The sequence below is a fragment of the Lentzea sp. HUAS12 genome, assembly GCF_024125735.1.
Lineage (GTDB): Bacteria > Actinomycetota > Actinomycetes > Mycobacteriales > Pseudonocardiaceae > Lentzea > Lentzea albida.
This window is the reverse complement of the sequence record NZ_CP099738.1, coordinates 9,033,761-9,048,644: the sequence shown is the minus strand read 5'-3', so window position 1 is coordinate 9,048,644 and position 14,884 is coordinate 9,033,761. Positions and strand designations below refer to the sequence as shown.

The 14,884-nt window shown below is 69.3% G+C and carries 18 protein-coding genes and 1 pseudogene; 8 read left to right on the top strand and 11 right to left on the bottom strand.

Annotated features, from left to right (window positions below; translation table 11 throughout):
• The first annotated feature begins 25 nt into the window (after positions 1 to 25).
• The 4 genes and pseudogenes from ND450_RS42575 (at position 26) to ND450_RS42560 (ending at position 2,530) form a co-directional block, all read left to right on the top strand.
• Positions 26 to 871 carry a hypothetical protein gene (locus ND450_RS42575; protein WP_253323629.1) on the top strand — a complete coding sequence of 282 codons (846 nt, stop codon included), beginning with the start codon at positions 26 to 28 and terminating at the stop codon, positions 869 to 871.
• A gap of 132 nt (positions 872 to 1,003) precedes the next feature.
• Positions 1,004 to 1,381 (top strand): DUF1801 domain-containing protein, encoded by a 378-nt coding sequence (locus tag ND450_RS42570; protein ID WP_253323628.1) that lies wholly within the window; start codon positions 1,004 to 1,006, stop codon positions 1,379 to 1,381.
• A gap of 11 nt (positions 1,382 to 1,392) precedes the next feature.
• Positions 1,393 to 1,830 (top strand): annotated as a pseudogene (gene rnhA, locus ND450_RS42565) (ribonuclease HI); the annotation flags it as partial.
• 286 nt (positions 1,831 to 2,116) lie between these two features.
• Complete coding sequence (locus ND450_RS42560; protein ID WP_253323627.1) at positions 2,117 to 2,530, top strand: PPOX class F420-dependent oxidoreductase; 414 nt, start codon at positions 2,117 to 2,119, stop codon at positions 2,528 to 2,530.
• Here ND450_RS42560 and ND450_RS42555 read toward each other — a convergent pair.
• Together ND450_RS42555 and ND450_RS42550 are read right to left on the bottom strand one after the other, a co-directional pair.
• Positions 2,525 to 3,148, bottom strand: coding sequence for a class I SAM-dependent methyltransferase (locus ND450_RS42555; protein ID WP_253323626.1), 624 nt, complete (start codon positions 3,146 to 3,148; stop codon positions 2,525 to 2,527). The two genes, ND450_RS42560 and ND450_RS42555, sit on opposite strands and share 6 nt — an antisense overlap.
• Positions 3,145 to 4,275, bottom strand: a complete 1,131-nt coding sequence (locus ND450_RS42550; RefSeq protein ID WP_253323625.1) for a PLP-dependent aminotransferase family protein — start codon at positions 4,273 to 4,275, stop codon at positions 3,145 to 3,147. The genes ND450_RS42555 and ND450_RS42550 overlap by 4 nt, the downstream gene beginning before the upstream one ends.
• Before the next feature lie 85 nt (positions 4,276 to 4,360).
• Between ND450_RS42550 and ND450_RS42545 the strand changes: the two genes are divergently transcribed.
• Together ND450_RS42545 and ND450_RS42540 are read left to right on the top strand one after the other, a co-directional pair.
• Positions 4,361 to 4,672, top strand: coding sequence for a helix-turn-helix transcriptional regulator (locus ND450_RS42545; RefSeq protein WP_253323624.1), 312 nt, complete (start codon positions 4,361 to 4,363; stop codon positions 4,670 to 4,672).
• Between the two features lie 3 nt (positions 4,673 to 4,675).
• Positions 4,676 to 5,557, top strand: a complete 882-nt coding sequence (locus tag ND450_RS42540) for an SRPBCC domain-containing protein (protein ID WP_253323623.1) — start codon at positions 4,676 to 4,678, stop codon at positions 5,555 to 5,557.
• A 46-nt stretch (positions 5,558 to 5,603) separates the two neighbouring features.
• On the opposite strand, the gene ND450_RS42535 is transcribed toward ND450_RS42540, so the two are convergent.
• The 4 genes from ND450_RS42535 to ND450_RS42520 all read right to left on the bottom strand — a co-directional run bounded on the left by ND450_RS42535 (position 5,604) and on the right by ND450_RS42520 (position 9,628).
• Positions 5,604 to 7,187 carry a toll/interleukin-1 receptor domain-containing protein gene (locus tag ND450_RS42535; protein WP_253323622.1) on the bottom strand — a complete coding sequence of 528 codons (1,584 nt, stop codon included), beginning with the start codon at positions 7,185 to 7,187 and terminating at the stop codon, positions 5,604 to 5,606.
• A gap of 283 nt (positions 7,188 to 7,470) precedes the next feature.
• Entirely contained in the window at positions 7,471 to 8,334 is an 864-nt protein-coding gene (locus ND450_RS42530; protein ID WP_253323621.1) for a helix-turn-helix transcriptional regulator, read from the bottom strand.
• A gap of 172 nt (positions 8,335 to 8,506) precedes the next feature.
• Positions 8,507 to 8,683 (bottom strand): DUF397 domain-containing protein, encoded by a 177-nt coding sequence (locus ND450_RS42525; protein WP_253323620.1) that lies wholly within the window; start codon positions 8,681 to 8,683, stop codon positions 8,507 to 8,509.
• A 117-nt stretch (positions 8,684 to 8,800) separates the two neighbouring features.
• Positions 8,801 to 9,628 carry a hypothetical protein gene (locus tag ND450_RS42520; RefSeq protein ID WP_253323619.1) on the bottom strand — a complete coding sequence of 276 codons (828 nt, stop codon included), beginning with the start codon at positions 9,626 to 9,628 and terminating at the stop codon, positions 8,801 to 8,803.
• Positions 9,629 to 9,673: 45 nt separating this feature from the next.
• Here ND450_RS42520 and ND450_RS42515 point away from each other — a divergent pair, with 45 nt between their 5' ends.
• A complete protein-coding gene (locus tag ND450_RS42515) occupies positions 9,674 to 10,396 on the top strand; it encodes a class I SAM-dependent methyltransferase (RefSeq protein ID WP_253323618.1) in 723 nt (240 codons plus the stop codon).
• Here the strand turns inward: ND450_RS42515 and ND450_RS42510 are convergent.
• Positions 10,375 to 10,587 (bottom strand): hypothetical protein, encoded by a 213-nt coding sequence (locus tag ND450_RS42510; protein ID WP_253323617.1) that lies wholly within the window; start codon positions 10,585 to 10,587, stop codon positions 10,375 to 10,377. The two genes, ND450_RS42515 and ND450_RS42510, sit on opposite strands and share 22 nt — an antisense overlap.
• Positions 10,588 to 10,615: 28 nt before the next feature.
• Positions 10,616 to 11,677 carry a DNA polymerase IV gene (locus ND450_RS42505; protein WP_253323616.1) on the bottom strand — a complete coding sequence of 354 codons (1,062 nt, stop codon included), beginning with the start codon at positions 11,675 to 11,677 and terminating at the stop codon, positions 10,616 to 10,618.
• A 10-nt stretch (positions 11,678 to 11,687) separates the two neighbouring features.
• Between ND450_RS42505 and ND450_RS42500 the strand changes: the two genes are divergently transcribed.
• Complete coding sequence (locus ND450_RS42500; protein ID WP_253323615.1) at positions 11,688 to 12,134, top strand: NUDIX domain-containing protein; 447 nt, start codon at positions 11,688 to 11,690, stop codon at positions 12,132 to 12,134.
• Here ND450_RS42500 and ND450_RS42495 read toward each other — a convergent pair.
• The 3 genes from ND450_RS42495 to ND450_RS42485 all read right to left on the bottom strand — a co-directional run bounded on the left by ND450_RS42495 (position 12,121) and on the right by ND450_RS42485 (position 14,847).
• Positions 12,121 to 13,239 carry an endonuclease gene (locus ND450_RS42495; RefSeq protein WP_253323614.1) on the bottom strand — a complete coding sequence of 373 codons (1,119 nt, stop codon included), beginning with the start codon at positions 13,237 to 13,239 and terminating at the stop codon, positions 12,121 to 12,123. The two genes, ND450_RS42500 and ND450_RS42495, sit on opposite strands and share 14 nt — an antisense overlap.
• 119 nt (positions 13,240 to 13,358) lie before the next feature.
• On the bottom strand, positions 13,359 to 14,264 hold the full coding sequence (locus ND450_RS42490) for an NADP-dependent oxidoreductase (protein WP_253323613.1): 906 nt from the start codon (positions 14,262 to 14,264) through the stop codon (positions 13,359 to 13,361).
• A gap of 79 nt (positions 14,265 to 14,343) precedes the next feature.
• Positions 14,344 to 14,847, bottom strand: coding sequence for a DinB family protein (locus tag ND450_RS42485; protein WP_089923640.1), 504 nt, complete (start codon positions 14,845 to 14,847; stop codon positions 14,344 to 14,346).
• Positions 14,848 to 14,884 lie beyond the last annotated feature (37 nt).

The window sequence follows — 14,884 nt, the reverse complement described above, 5'->3', positions numbered from 1 at the left end:
TCCTCGTCACTCGGGGAGGTGTGAGGTGTCGCGACGAATAGGTGGTGCCGGAGGCGGGCCGGACCCCGGCGGAGGCAAGGCGGGCGCCGTGGTGGCGGCCGGAGTGCTGGCGATGTCGGTCGCCGCGGGTGGCGGGCGGTCCGTCGGCGGCGGGGTCACGACCACCGTCGCCGACTCGGCCGGCGTGAACCTCTCCAGGGCGAAGTCGGAGGGCAGGAAGTCCGCCCGCAACGGCGACGCGGACGGGGCGTGGCGCCGGCTGAACATGCGCACTCTCAAGCGCAGGGCCGAACCCGCGCTGGAGTGCGTCTCGCATTCCTTCGGACAGGTGCGGGAGCACTTCGTCCGCAACCCGTGCAGGTCCCTCGACCGGACGCTCTTCGCCGTGGGCGACGACCAGGGCGATGTCGCCGTGGTGTCCGTGGCCCGGGTCGGCTTCCGGGATCGGCGCGACGCGGCGGAGTTCAAGAAGCTGATCGACGTGCACGGCACCGGCGACGTGAGCCCGCTCGCCACGCCGCTGCTCGGCCTCGCGGACATCCGCTTCACCGGGCTGCACCACCAGTCGCGTTCGGACGGTGGCGCGGTCGTCATCGCCGAAGCCGAATTGGCGGCCGGAGGCGTGGACGGGGAGACGCTGGACGCCCTGGCCGACATGGCGAGCCGGCTGCCGCGCCAGGTCACGAACCTGGAGAAGGACCTGACGGCGTTCGGGCGGGCCATGAGTGCCGAACGCGGCCACGCACTGCACTTCGCGCTCGTGCGGCAGATCAACGCCGAGCTCACGCACATCGCAAGGTGCGGAAGGCGCTCGCGGACGAGCTGGCCGAACTCGGGTTCAAGGATCCGAAGCGTGCCGCCGTGCACCTGATGTTGCTGACGATGACGGGTGATCCCACCATCAGGGGCACGCGTCCGGACGACGACGACATCGCGGCGGGCGTCCGGGTCTTCCTGCACGGGCACGATGTCGAAAAACGGCGAGGGGCTGCGACATGAGGTCATGGACCCACGCGTAGACGCCTACATCGCCGGCCTGCCGGAGTGGCAGCAGGACATCTGCCGCGAAGTGCGCAGGCTCGTCCACGAGGCCGACCCGGACGTCGAGGAGACGATCAAGTTCACGAACCGGCCGTACTTCGTGCTGGACGGCAACGTCTGCGCGTTGCTCGGCACCAAGGACCACGTGAACGTGATGCTCTACGACAAGGCGGCCGTGCCGGACCCGCACGGCATCATCACGAGCGGCCACGGCAACAAGACCGCGCGCATGATCTCCGTGTACCGCGACCAGCCGATCAACGCGCCGGCGCTCGTCGAGATGTTCCGCCACATCATCGCGAACAACCGTCGGCGCAAGGCTGTCGGACCTCGTCGGTAGCCTCATGCCGCATGGAGGTCGAGATCTACACCGACGGTGCGTGCAGCCCCAATCCCGGTCCGGGCGGCTGGGGTGCCGTGCTGCGCTACGGCGAGCACGAGAAGGACATGTACGGCGGTGACATCGGCCCGACGACGAACAACCGCATGGAACTGATGGCGCCCATCGCGGCGTTGGAGAGCCTCACGCGCCCGTCGACCGTGAAGCTCTACACGGACAGCACCTACGTCCGGAACGGCATCACCTCGTGGGTGCACGGCTGGAAGGCGAACGGCTGGCTCACGAAGGCCCGCGAGCCGGTCAAGAACTCGGACCTGTGGCGCCGCCTCGAAGAAGCGGCCGACCGGCACGAGGTGGAGTGGCACTGGGTCAAGGGCCACGCGGGCCACCCGGAGAACGAGCGCGCCGACCGCCTCGCCGTGCGCGGCGTCGAGGAGGTGACGGGCCAGAAGGCCGACCAGCCCGGCGCGAAGCCGAAGAAAGCGGCCAAGCCCAGGCAGCCGCGTGAGCTGAGCGGCGAACCGTGCGGCGCGCCGACGAAGAAGGGCACGCCCTGCCCCATCACGGCGGGGGCGAACGGCCTCTGCCACGTGCACGACCCGGCGCTGCAGTGCGGAGCCCTCACGAAGAAGGGCTCGCCCTGCACCATCGCGACCGGCGGCGGGCGCTGCGAGTACCACCAGGACGCGATGGAGCTGTTCACCTAGGAGCCGCGAACCGGCGTAGCGTCGCCGCGTGCTCCCCGAATCGGCCAGACCGGTGCTGGAGTCGAACGCACTCGGCCACCTCGTGACACTGGGCCCGGACGGCTCACCGCAGGTCACCATCGTCTGGGTGGGCCTGGACGGCGAGGAGATCGTCTCCGGCCACCTGGCGGAGCACCGGAAGGTGCTCAACATCCGCAACAACGGCCGTGTGGCGCTCTCCGTAGAGACGCCGCACATCAACGCCCACGGCATGCAGGAGTACCTCGTCATCTACGGAACCGCCCGCATCACCGAGGGCGGGGCGCCGGAACTGCTCCAGCGCCTCGCGCACACCTACCTCGGGCCGGACGTGAAGTTCCCGCCGATGGACAACCCGCCGGCCGGGTTCACCACGCGCATCACGGTCGACCGCGTGGCGGGCGTCGGTCCCTGGGCGTCATAGCGGCTCGTAGTACGAGTGCACCGCGGGCTGGCCCGTGTAGTTGGGGCCGGCCCGGTCGTCCGCACCCGAGTAGGCGAACGGCAGCCGCGGCCGCCCAGGACCCTCGAAGCTCACGAGGCGCTTGCGGGTGTCATAACTAAACCCGTTGTCGCGCAGCGCTTTGGTCAGCACGCGGCCGAACGGGCTGTGGTCGGCACGACGGACTCCGGACACGTCGAAGTTCGCCACGAGCTGGCCTCCGGGAGCGAGCCAGGAGGCGGCGCGGACCAGCAGCCCGAGTTTGTCACCCACGTAGTGCAGGCCGTGGACGCACGTCACGAGGTCGACGGGACCGGCGGGCTCCCACCGGTCGACCGGTGCGACGACGAAACTCAGGCCATCCCGTGCCGGTACGTGGTGGTCCACCAGATCCACCCCGGTGATCGTCACGTCGTCCCGCGCGGCCTCGGCCAGCGCCTTTCCCGAGCCGCAGCAGAGATCCACCCATCGGGTGCCCGGTTCCAGCGCGAGATCGCCGCCCAGCTCACGGCGGTAGCCCGCCAGGCCGCGTTCGCGGTTCATGTCGCAGTTCGCGACGACCGACGAGCTCCACAACGTCTCATCGTCCAGCAGGCTCACAGCAGCACCTTCGCGAGGCGCGCCATGCCCTCGCCGATGTCCGCCACCGTGTTGGTGGTGAACGACATCCGGAACGTCGCGTGGTCCGGTGTGGTCGCGAAGAAAGCCGCACCGGGCACGAACGCGACGTCGTGCCGCAACGCCTCCTGCAGCAGCACGGCGCTGTCCACGGCGCCGGGCAACCGCAGCCACACGAACATGCCGCCGTCCGGGTCGCTCCACGTCGTGCCGGACGGCACGGTGGCGGGGAGCGCGGCGATCATCGCGTCGCGGCGTGCGCCGTACTCGTGGCGCAGGCGGGCCACGTGGGCGTCGAGGTCGTTGTGCGCCAGGTAGTTCGCGGCGGCGGCCTGGTCCACTGTGGACGTGTGGAGATCGGCCGCCTGCTTCACGATCGTGAGCGTGCGCAACAGGTCCGCGGGGGCTCGCAGCCAGCCCAGGCGCATGCCGGGGGCACCGATCTTCGAGAAGCTGCCCAGGTAGATGGTCCTGTCGCTGAGCGACGCGAGCGGCGGCACGGACGGGCCGCGGTAGCGCAGCTCGCTGTACGGGTCGTCCTCCACGATCCACAGGTCGTGCGCCGCGGCGATCTCCGCGATCTCCACCCGGCGGGCGGCGGAGAGGGTGCGGCCGGTGGGGTTGGCGAACGTCGGCACGAGGTAGAGCAGGTCTGGCTTCTCGGCGGCCACCACGGACCGCAGTGACGACGGCACGAGGCCGTCGGCGTCGCTCGCGACCGGCACGATGCGGGCGCCGGTCATGCGGAAGCACTGCAGTGCGGCCAGGTACGTCGGTTCCTCCACCGCCACGACGGCGCCCGGTCCGAGCATCGCCGTGGCGACCAGGGCGAGCGCCTGCTGGGAGCCGGTGGTGATCAGGACGTCCGAAGTGGGCAGTCCCAGGCCCGTCAGGCGTGCGGAGACCAGGGCGCGCAGGTCCGGGTTTCCTTCTGTGGGCGCGTACTGCAGGACCGACGGCTCGCGCAGCGCGAGGTCGTAGGCGGCGCGCAGGCCGTCCAGGTCGAACAGTTCGGGAGCGGGGAGGCCGCCCGCGAACGAGATCACCTCGGGGCGGGAGGTCAGCGCGAGCAGGTCGCGCACCGGGGAGCTGGCCACGGGAAGCTGCATGATCCGCACGCTAATCCGCACGCGTCGCGCTCCCAACGCGTTTTCCCACGTGGCGGACATATGCCGGTTGAGCTATATTGCCGTCATGGCATCTACATTCGCGGTGCTGGCGGATCCGAGCCGCCGGGAGATCCTCGACCTGCTGCGGGAACGGGAACGGCCGGTCGGTGACCTCGTCGACCAGCTGACGCTCACCCAGCCGACCGTCTCGAAGCACCTCAAGGTGTTGCGCGAGGCCGGGCTGGTCGAGGTGCGCACCGACGCCCAGAAGCGCTGGTACCGGGTGTCGCCGGGACCGCTGGCGGAGATCGACGCCTGGCTCGCGCCCTACCGCCGGATGTGGGAGAAGAGCCTCGACGCACTGGAACGACGACTCGACGAGATCGAAGGGGACTGACCCGTGGACGCCGAACTGCGGATGATCGAGGGCAAGCCCGTGCTGCGTTTCGAACGCAGGCTGCGGCACTCGCCGGAGAAGGTCTGGCGGGTCGTCACCGATCCCGCCGAGATGAGGCACTGGTTCCCGGCCGAGGTCGAGGTCGACGGGCGCAGGATGCGCTTCACATTCCCCGACGAGGCACCGGTGGACGCCGACGGCGGCGAGGGCGAACTGCTCGAGTCCGACCCGCCCAAGGTCTTCGCCTTCCGCTGGCTGAACGACGTGCTGCGGTTCGAGATCCTGCCGCGCGAGGACGGCTGCCTGCTGGTCTTCACCGCGGTCGTCACGAACAAGCTCTCCGTGGGCCGCGACGCGCCCGGCTGGACCACCTGCCTCGACGCGCTGGTCGCCCACGCCGACGGCACGGAGTTCACGCCGCCGACGGAGTGGCTGTCACGCATCGAGCACTACGTCCGGCACTTCGGCCTCGACAAGGGCACCGACGAACCCGGCGGCGTGCGCTTCGAACGCGATCTGGTGTGGACACCGCTGGACGACGTCTGGAAGCTCCTCACCGAGGGCGACGAGTCCGGCGTGCCGGTCCGCGCCGCGCACCCCGGCATCACGCCGGGCGAGGTGACGAGGTCCGAGGCACCGCGCCTGCTGGAGTACGAGTGGCTCCAGGACGGCGAACCGAAGGGCAGGGTGCGCTGGGAGTTCGAGCACGTCCCGTTGCAGGGCACCACGGTCACGCTCGTGCAGGAGAACGCCCACGGACCGGAAGCGCTCGCGGCGTGGCACGTGCACATGGAGCTGTTCTTCGCGGCCACCCAGGGCGAGATCCGCTGCCCGTGGCCCGAGGACCGCGAGAAGGAACTCGTGCGGCGCTACGCCGCGGGCTGACGATCAGCGTGAGCGCGGCCGTCGCGCGACGGCCGCGCCCGCGGAGTCAGGCGTGCTGCACCCGGTCGACGAGGCAGGCCCAGTCCGGCACGCACCGCCGGCCCGGCCGTCTCGTCGTCCGCAGTTCGTGTTCCAGCACGGCCAGCCGCCGCTCGCGCGGGTCGGGCGCGAGGTCCTCCAGCCGCAGCACGTCGGACGTGCTCAGGCGGAAGCTGACGAGCTTGGTCGAGTCGAGCTTCGCGATCGACCACCAGCAGGTGGCCGCCGCGTAGTCGCAGCCGAGCCGGCGGAACTGCTCCTCGGCGCCGAGGAGGTCCCGCAGCGCCTCGGACTTCTCGCGGGTCGCGAGGAGCAGGTCGGCCCGCACCTGCCGGGACCTCGCCACCACCTCCGGGTACTCCGCGGTGGCGATGACGTTCGAGACGAACTCCTTGCCCTCGTTGTACTTCCGCGCGGCGAGGCAGAGCCGCGCCTGCAGGACGCTGACCCAGTGGTACGGCTCGGTGCCCGGAGTCAGCAGGCCCTCGGCCACCCCCGCGCTCTCCCACGCCGTCGCCAGGTGGTCGCGTTCGCCCGTCATCTCGTGCAGCAGCAACTGCTTCTCCGCGTGCAGCGAGGCGCACACCCCGACCTCCTCGCTGGTCTGACCGCAGATGGAGCGGAACTGCGTCGTCGCGAGGATCAGCAGGTGCTCTCCTCTGCGCAGGTAGAAGTCGCGGTCGTACGGCAGGGCCTCGGCCGCCATGTGCAGGTAGACGCGTGCGTGCACGCGCTGGCCGCGGGCGGCCGTGTACAGGTCGCGGTACTTCTTCGCGATCTGCGTCCCCTCCTCGGCCACCGACGCCGCCTGGCTGAAGCGGTGCTCCCGCAACAGGTGCCACGCCTTGCCCGAGACCAGCACCTTCGCCATCACGGACTCCTCGCCCTTGAGGGGCAATGTCGACGACAGCGTCTTCAGGCACACCTGCGACAGCCGGCTGACCAGCCCGACGTCCCCGTGGGCCTTCGCCACACCGACGACAGAGTCGAACGCCCTGGCGATCTCGAGATCGCCCTCCCCCTGCTCCACCAGGTCCTGCGCGAGCCGGTAGGCCAGCGCGGACGACGGCGGATGCGCCTCCAGGGCCGCCAGCACCACACGGCTCCGTTGCACCCCTTGTTCCACGACCACCACGTCACCCCCGTTCCCCTCCTCGAGCGTGCCGAGGCTGCGCACCAGTTCCTCCACACCGTGCAACGTGCCGGGGTCGAACCGGTGGATCACCAACTGCTGCAGCACGGACGGCAGCGCGTTCGCATCGGCGTCCGGCGGCACCACCGGCACCACGGCGACCCCGTCGGCACCGCGGTGGTGGTAGATCTTCTGCCGCACCAGCCCCGCCTCGTAGCGCACTCCCCTGCGCTCCATGAAGTCGTTGGACTCCAACGCTTTGACGTAGTCGTCCGACACGATCACCAGCACCGTGCAGTCCCGGACGGAGGTCTCCATCCAGGCCGGGATGGACAGCGGGCGGACGTCCGGCAGGTCGCCGTCCCAGACCACGTCGAACCCGCGGGCGCGCAACGCCCCCACCACCGCGGACGCGGCCGGGCCTCCATCGCTACTGCTGTAGCTAACGAATATGGCCATCGCAGCGACCTCTCCCGTGATGAGCTACGAGGGGGTGGACGCGATTTCTGGTGGCATTGCTCATGGTGCGCCTCCTGCGGGTGTGATCGCGCGCCGGTCGGCGACGACCGGTGTGGCGAGGAGCGGTCACCCGAACGGGACCTGGATGGCGGCACTCATCTGGGCACGAACGTCATAGGCTTGCCTACGGCGACATCGCCTCGCCTCATGGGACTGGGGTTCGGTTGTGGGTTGCCATCGGGCGGGCGGCTGTTGGCGCAGCCACCCGCCCTGCCTGTGCGGTTCAGGCCCCTCCTAGCTCCTCGAGTCGTCGGTCGAGCAACTTCGGCGTCTCACTGGCCGGCAGCGCGAAGTTCTCGAGCTGGTAGAAGTGGTTCAGGTACTCCTTGAGGTCCGGCCCGGACGTCTGGATCTCGTCGCGGCCCGGGAACTCCAGCAGCAGTGCGAAGTCCTCCTCCCCCTCGGAGAACTCCAGGATCGAGAACGACCCCTTCATCGACGGGTGGATCCCGGCGGCGAAGGGAAGGATCTGGATCGTCACGTTCGGCAGCTCGCAGACCTCCTTCATCCGCAGCAACTGCTTGCGCAGCACGTCCTTCCCACCGATCACCCGGTGCAGCACGGCCTCGTCCAGGAGGAAGAAGACCTCGGGGCCGTCCGGCTCCAGCAACACCTGGCGGTGCATGCGGATCTCGACACCGCGTTCGGCGCGAGCACCCGACATCCCGAAGGCGGTGACCAGTTCCATCGCGTACTCCGGGACCTGGATCAGGCCCGGGACGACGTTGAGCTGGCACTGCCGGATCCGGATCGCGGACGCCTCCAGTTCGACGAACCTCGCGAACTGCTCGGTGAACGAGCCCCGGTACTTGTCCATCCACTCCGACTTCGACTGCCGGATCGCCCTCGCCATCCCCACGAGCTCGGCGACACGGGCGTCGTCCCGCACCCCGTAGTGGAAGAGGAGAGCCTGGACGTCGGTGACCGATATCTTGTTCTCCCCCTTTTCGATCCTGATCAGCTTCGACACGGACCAGTCCATCGCGTCGGCGACGGCCTGCTGACTCAAGCCGAGCGAGTCCCGCGTCTGCCTCAACCCCGTGAGCAGTCGCTTCTGCAGTACGACGGGACTTTCCTTCCGGGGCAACGCCCCTCCTCCCAGAAACTGCTAGGTAGCAGAATGGTAGACCCCAATTAGAGGTCCTCCACAATGCTTGGCCACCAATTGACCAATTTCAGGGGGAGAGATAGCAGCCTGATGCCCCGCAGATCAACCCGAAGGATCCATGCGGGTGAAAGGGGTCACCCGTTCGGCGACTTCACGAACGGGCAGAGGAGACGAACGCGCGCCAAGCGGGCCAGGAGACCTCAAGCCGCCGACCGCCGCGATCCTTGGAGTCCCTGATCCACATCACCGGCCCGCCCGCCGCGCACTCGACGCAGGCGTCGCCACCGGAGCTGCTGTACGAACTGCGCTTCCACACGAGTTCCGCCATAGTCGCCCTCCCGGCAAGGTCCCCGACCCGACAAGGCCACACCTGAGCGTAGATCCAGAAAGTTGACCGATCTACCGCCAGAGGTCGCTTACTAGAACCTGTTCCTGTCACGTGGAATCAGGGCGTGGCGAAGCGGTCGACACCGATGCCGCTGATCAGCAGGCGCTCCTTGCGGTTGCCGGTCAACCGCGCCGTCCAGTCCACGAACCCGCCGTCCCCGATCTCCACCCCGTCGCGGAACACCTTGAAGCACAAGCCCTTGTAGTACCCGGTCTTCCGCGACGGATCGGCGGGCAGGTCCCCGCGCAGCACTTCGAACCGCGGATCCAGCACCGTCACGCGGAACTCGACATCGCCGCACGCGGCACGCAGGAACGCGACGTGCTCGGCGAAGTGCTCGCGCTCGAAGGCGAGCGAGCCGCGGTCGCGGCCGGCGGACACCGCCGCGAACAACGAGAAGTGCGCGAACCTCCCGGCACCGCTGAAAATCTGTGCGCGCACCACGCGCTGCACGGCGGCGAGGCGCACGTCGTCCGGCCCGGACTGCCGCAACAGCGCGGCTTCCAGCGCCAGCGCGTTCGTCGGGTCGGCGGCGACCTCGGTGCCGCGCATGGTCGACACGACGTTGTTCTGGTCCATCAGGGCGACGGCGGAACACGTGCCGAGGGGCGCCACGGGAGCGAGGCCCAGCACGGAGAACGATGGCGGCAACGCGGCCAGCAGGCAGTCTTCCGCCGCTCGCAGGACGGAGAACGGCACGGACGACGGCGCCACGAAGCGGTCGGTCCGGTACTGGCGCAACACGTCCGGTCCGGACAGGGTCTGGGCACGCCGGCGCGACAGCGCCAGCAGGAAGCTCGTCAGATCGCTGCCGGACAGGCCGGCGAGCCGGTCCAGCACCTCCTCGCCGCCCACGGACCGCAGCACCCTCGCCAGCACACCCATGCCTGCCATGATCCACGGCAGTGCGAACGGATTAGGGTCGCAACCGTGAGCGAGGGCGAACTGTGGGGGCGCAAAGCAGCCGAACGGGCGGCGCTCGGCGCGAGAATGTCCCTGCCCGCATGGGAGACCGCGATCGAACGCACCGGCATCCGGGAAGGCACGACGGTGCTCGACCTGGCGTGCGGCAGCGGTGAGTTCTGCGCCCTGGCAGTGGAAACGGGCGCGAAGGCCACCGGGATCGACCTCTCCCGGGCCATGGTCGAGGTGGCCAGGAGCAGGAGCACCGCCGAGTTCCACGAGCTGCCGCTGGGGCGGTTGCCCTGGCAGGACGGCACTTTCGACGTCGTCACGGCGTTCAACGCGCTGTTCTTCGCCGACGACCCCGACCTGGCGTTCGCCGAGGCGGTCCGGGTCAGCAGGGACTACGTGGTGGTGTGCCAGTGGCATCCCCGCGAGCGGAGCGATCTGCTCGTGGTCGGCCGGGCCGTGCGGGGGCCGAGCGCGCGCACGGGGGCGGAGCTGCCCGAGCCGCACGAAGAACTCACGATCGACATTCCCCAGGTTCACGCCGACGAGGCCACGATGCTGCGCAGCTTCCTGAGCGTGGGCAGCTATCAGCGCATCATCGACAACGAGGGTGAAGAAAAAGTCGTGGAAAAAATCAGGGCCGCCGTTGGACCGTTCCGAACTCCAGACGGTGGCTACCGGTTCTCGAACAAGTACCTGATGTCGGTCTTCCGCAAGCGTCAAGCCGCGAGGACCTCGTAGCCCGCTGTGGTCAGCGCGGCCGGGCCCGGACGGGTGCTGATCAGGCCCGCAGTGCGCAGGCGGAGCCCGGCGAACTGGTCGGCGCAGCACAGGCCGTCGACCAGCAACGCGCTTCCGGCGATCTCACAACGGCCGTCGGCGACCGCTCTCAGAACGGCGCGGTCGCGGTGTGTCAGCGATGAGTCGGTCATCTTCTTCTCCTAGCGGTGAATCCTCTACTTACAGATACGTCGAAGAAGAAGGCTTCGGTTCGACATCATCGTCGGAGAATTCCGCGCGCACTCCGAGAAGGCGTACGGCCCGGTCGTGTTCGAAGCGGTCCAGCACGACCAGAGCGGCGGCGGCCAGCTCGTCGGCGGACGACGTCGGCGCGGGCAGCTTCATCAGCCGCACCTTCGTGAAGAACGGCACGAACCGCACCTTCACGCCCACGCGCACGGCCGGGCGTCCCTCGGCGACGACGTCCTGGGCCACCTGGTGGGCCAGTGCCACGACCTCGCGGCGGATGTCCTCCATCGACGCCAGGTCCTGCTGGAACGTCTTCTCGTGCGAACGGGACTTGACCACCCACGGCGTCGCGCTCACGACCGTGTCGCCCGCGCCCAGAGCGACAGAACGGTAGTACGGGCCCATCCGCGGGCCGAACCGCGCGGCCAGCACGTCCTCGGACGCGGACGCCAGGTCAGTCACGGTCACGAGGCCCAGTTCGGCCAGCTTCTTCTCGGTCTTCGAGCCGATGCCCCACAGCGCGGACGTCGGCCGGTGCCCCATGACCTCGACCCAGTTGTCGCGCGTGAGCCGGAAGACGCCGGCGGGCTTGCCGAACTCGGTCGCGATCTTGGCCCGCAGTTTGTTGTCGCCGATGCCGACCGAGCAGTGCAGGCCCGTCGCCGCCAGCACCGCGGCCTGCAGCGACCGCGCGAACGCCACCGGGTCGTCCACCGCCACGCCGACGAACGCCTCGTCCCAGCCCATCACCTCGACGACCACGGGGAACGAGCGCAGCACGGCCATCACGTCCGCCGACGCGGCCTCGTACAGCGCGTGGTCGACCGGCAGGTAGACGGCGTCGGGCAGCTTCCTGAACGCGGTCCGCAGCGGCAGGCCCGAGCGCACGCCGAACTCGCGCGCCTCGTAGGACGCGGTGGCCACGACCGCGCGCTCGGTCGGGTCGCCGTTGCCGCCCACCACCACGGGCCTGCCGCGCAACGACGGGTCGCGCAGCACCTCGACCGCCGCGATGAACTGGTCGAGGTCCACGTGCAGGACCCAGTCCGCCATGCTGGACAGTATGAAACGGTCGGCCGGGATCCTGCTCTTCAGACGAACCACCCAGCTCGAGGTGCTGCTGGGGCACATGGGCGGCCCGTTCTGGGCCCGCAAGGACGCCGGCGCGTGGTCCGTGCCGAAGGGCGAGTACACCGAGGACGAGACGCCCGAGGCGGCCGCGCGCCGCGAGTTCGAGGAGGAGCTCGGGCTGCCGGTGCCCGAGGGCGAGCTGATCGAGCTCGGCGAGGCCAAGGGGTCCGGCAAGGTCATCACGGTGTGGGCGCTCGAAGGCGACCTCGACCCCGAGGCCGTCACGCCCGGCACGTTCGAGATGGAGTGGCCGCCGAAGTCGGGGCAGAGGAAGACCTTCCCCGAGGTCGACCGCGTGCAGTGGTTCGGCCTGGAAGAGGCGAGCGCGAAGATCGTCTCCGCGCAACGCCCCTTCCTGGAACGACTCACGGCCAGATAGAGGCGACCCACTCCGGGTGGTCGATGAACGGGTTCCGGTTGTGCTGGAAGCTGTCGAAGATCACCTGGTTGCGGCGCTTCTCGAACGCGTCCGGCGGGTCCTGCTGGCTCCACTGCTTCAGGACCGACAGCTTGCCCATGTACGGCGCCGAGCCGTTGGACACCGAGTTGTTGATCTCCAGGTTCACGTAGCCGTCGTTGCCCTCGTAGCGCACGGCCATGTAGAAGATCATGCGCGCGACGTCGCCCTTCACGGCGTTGCGCGGCTCGAACGAGTCGCCGTCGTACCTGCTGTCGGTCGCCTCGGGCACCGCCGACCCGCCGTTGTCGAAGTCGAGGTTGCCGCGGGTGGCGTTCACCGACACGTCCTCGGGACGCAGGTGGTGGATGTCGGTGCCGGGTCCGGTCGAGGTGCCGAAGTCACCGTGCGACTTGGCCCAGACGTGCTCGCGGTTCCAGTCGTTCGCGTTGCCGCCGTTGGTCGACTTCGCCTGCGAACGGCCGCTGTACAGCAGGATCACGTTGTTCGCGTTGGCCGGGTCCTGGTCGGTGGCCTTGAGCGCGTCCCAGACCTGGTCGTAGCTCAGCTTGGTCTGGTTGCGGATGATGCCGTTCAACGCCGACTTCAGCGCCGCGCCGGACTTGCCGCAGGCAGCCGTGTAGTAGCTCTCGCACGACCCGGCCGGGGGCGTCGTCGTGGTGGGCGGCGGGGTGGTCGGTGGAGTGGTGGTCGGCGGCGTGGTGCCGGCGAACGCGAACGCCGTGGACGAGGTCAGACCGGCGTGCGAGAAGTACGCGCTGAGCGTGCCCGTGACGTCGATCTGCCTGCCCAGCAGCGACGGGTTCGTCCGAAGACCCCACGCCGAGCGGAACGCCGACGGGATCTGCACGTAGAGCATGCTCGACGTGCTGGTCGTGGACGCCGAGTCGGCCAGCGCGAGCGCGTAGTCGTTCGGATAACCCGAACGGACGACAGTCGTCGTGGCCGTGGGCTGACCGACGACATAACCGCGGACCGTCGCCGACGACCCGTTCTGCTGACTGATCGCCTGGGTGACAGTGAGCGGAGCTGCTGCGACAGCGGCGGTCGACCCGTAAAGGCCCACCGCCGCCAACAGAGCTGCGACTAAAACAAGCGGACTCCACCGTGCCATGAGCACTCCCCGATCGTGTGGATGTTGCGCACACGATCGGGGTACATGGTCAACGAATGGTTAACGAGGGGTCACGGCACCAGGACGACCTTGCCCGTCGTGCGGCCGGACGAGACGAGCTCGTGCGCCTTCGCGGCCTCCGCGAGCGGCACCGCGTGGTCGATCTGCACCTTGAGCTGCGGCAACGCGGCGAGATCCGCACCGGACGCGACCACGCTCAGGACCAGTTCGAACCGGATGCCGAGAGCCGAAGCTCGGTCAACGTCAAAAGCCGGGTTGCCGGGGATGATCGACACGAGCACGCCGCCCTGCCTGATCACCCGCGCGGACCGCTCCGCGTACTCGCCGCCGATCGTGTCCAGCACGACGTCGACCGGGTCGATCCCGGTGAAGTCCTGGTGCCGGTAGTCGATCACCTCGTCCACGCCCAGCGAGCGCAGGAAGTCGTGCTTGGCCGCCGACGCCGTACCGATCACGTACGCGCCCCGCGCCTTGGCGATCTGCACGGCGAGGTGCCCGACACCACCGGCGGCCGCGTGGACCAGCACGCGCTGACCGGCGGAGACCCCGCCGCGTCCGACGAGCGCCTGCCACGCCGTCAACGCCGCCATCGGCGCCGCGCCGGCCTCCTCCACGGTCAGCCAGGACGGCCGCTTCACCAGGTTGGCGGCCTTGAGCACGGCGTACTCGGCGTAGCCGCCACCCGCGCCGGGGAAGTCGAGGAGCCCGAAGACCTCGTCGCCCGCCGCGAACCCCTCACCGTCCCGCTCGACCGTGCCCGCGACGTCCCAGCCCAGCGTGAAGGGCGGCTCGCCGAGCGCGGGGAACCCGCCGGCGCGGATGTAGGTGTCGACCGGGTTCACCCCCGCCGCGCCGACCCTGACCAGCACCTCACCCGGTCCGGCCACGGGCGTCGCGACCTCGGCGACCTCCAGCACGGACGGGTCGCCGACGGTCTTCTGCGTGATGACTCGCATGATGATCCCCTCTTGACGTCTTCGTTGGGATCATCTTGCAGTTAGCGCCAACTTCTAGAAAGTAGGCACTTTCTGGTGACTAGCTCTCCCGAAGGTACAGATCGCGGAGCAGGGCGACCTCCGCGAGGTGGTGGATCACCTCGCGGTTGATGTGCAGCACCAGGGTGGCCATCGGCTCGGCCGCGAACGGTCCCTCGGCCGGCCCGACCGCCTTGGAGAGGTCTGCCGTGCGCACCCCGGCCATCCAGGCCGCGTAGGCGTCGTCCAGCTGTTTCAACGCCTCGTCCGCGGTCATCGCGTACTGCCAGGTCGCGTGGTCCGCGGGCGGACCGCCGAAGTGGGAGGCCGTGCGCGCGTTGAACACGCCCACGATGACGTGCGCCATGCGCCAGGCGATCGTCGTGACGGGTGCCGGGGACGGCGGCGGGTACTGCCAGTCGATCGAGTTGTCCCGGTGAACGGTCCACGCGTCCGGCACCGGCTCCCAGAAGTACTCGGCGTCGGTCATGCCCTCGAGCCGCGGCCGGGCCGCGATGTTCCAGTGGAACTCGAGCTGGTCCGTCAACTGCTTGTTCCAGTCCATGCCGACGACGGTAAAACCGTTTGCGGACAACCACCGT

Bases quoted from the DNA above. Each gene is read 5' to 3' on its own strand.
- ND450_RS42525 (WP_253323620.1), bottom strand. From the start codon at position 8,683: ATGGCGGAACTCGTGTGGAAGCGCAGTTCGTACAGCAGCTCCGGTGGC.
- ND450_RS42550 (WP_253323625.1), bottom strand. From the start codon at position 4,275: ATGCAGCTTCCCGTGGCCAGCTCCCCGGTGCGCGACCTGCTCGCGCTG.
- ND450_RS42545 (WP_253323624.1), top strand. From the start codon at position 4,361: ATGGCATCTACATTCGCGGTGCTGGCGGATCCGAGCCGCCGGGAGATC.
- ND450_RS42570 (WP_253323628.1), top strand. From the start codon at position 1,004: ATGGACCCACGCGTAGACGCCTACATCGCCGGCCTGCCGGAGTGGCAG.
- ND450_RS42500 (WP_253323615.1), top strand. From the start codon at position 11,688: ATGAAACGGTCGGCCGGGATCCTGCTCTTCAGACGAACCACCCAGCTC.
- ND450_RS42535 (WP_253323622.1), bottom strand. From the start codon at position 7,187: ATGGCCATATTCGTTAGCTACAGCAGTAGCGATGGAGGCCCGGCCGCG.
- ND450_RS42490 (WP_253323613.1), bottom strand. From the start codon at position 14,264: ATGCGAGTCATCACGCAGAAGACCGTCGGCGACCCGTCCGTGCTGGAG.
- ND450_RS42505 (WP_253323616.1), bottom strand. From the start codon at position 11,677: ATGGCGGACTGGGTCCTGCACGTGGACCTCGACCAGTTCATCGCGGCG.
- ND450_RS42510 (WP_253323617.1), bottom strand. From the start codon at position 10,587: ATGACCGACTCATCGCTGACACACCGCGACCGCGCCGTTCTGAGAGCG.
- ND450_RS42485 (WP_089923640.1), bottom strand. From the start codon at position 14,847: ATGGACTGGAACAAGCAGTTGACGGACCAGCTCGAGTTCCACTGGAAC.
- ND450_RS42520 (WP_253323619.1), bottom strand. From the start codon at position 9,628: ATGGGTGTGCTGGCGAGGGTGCTGCGGTCCGTGGGCGGCGAGGAGGTG.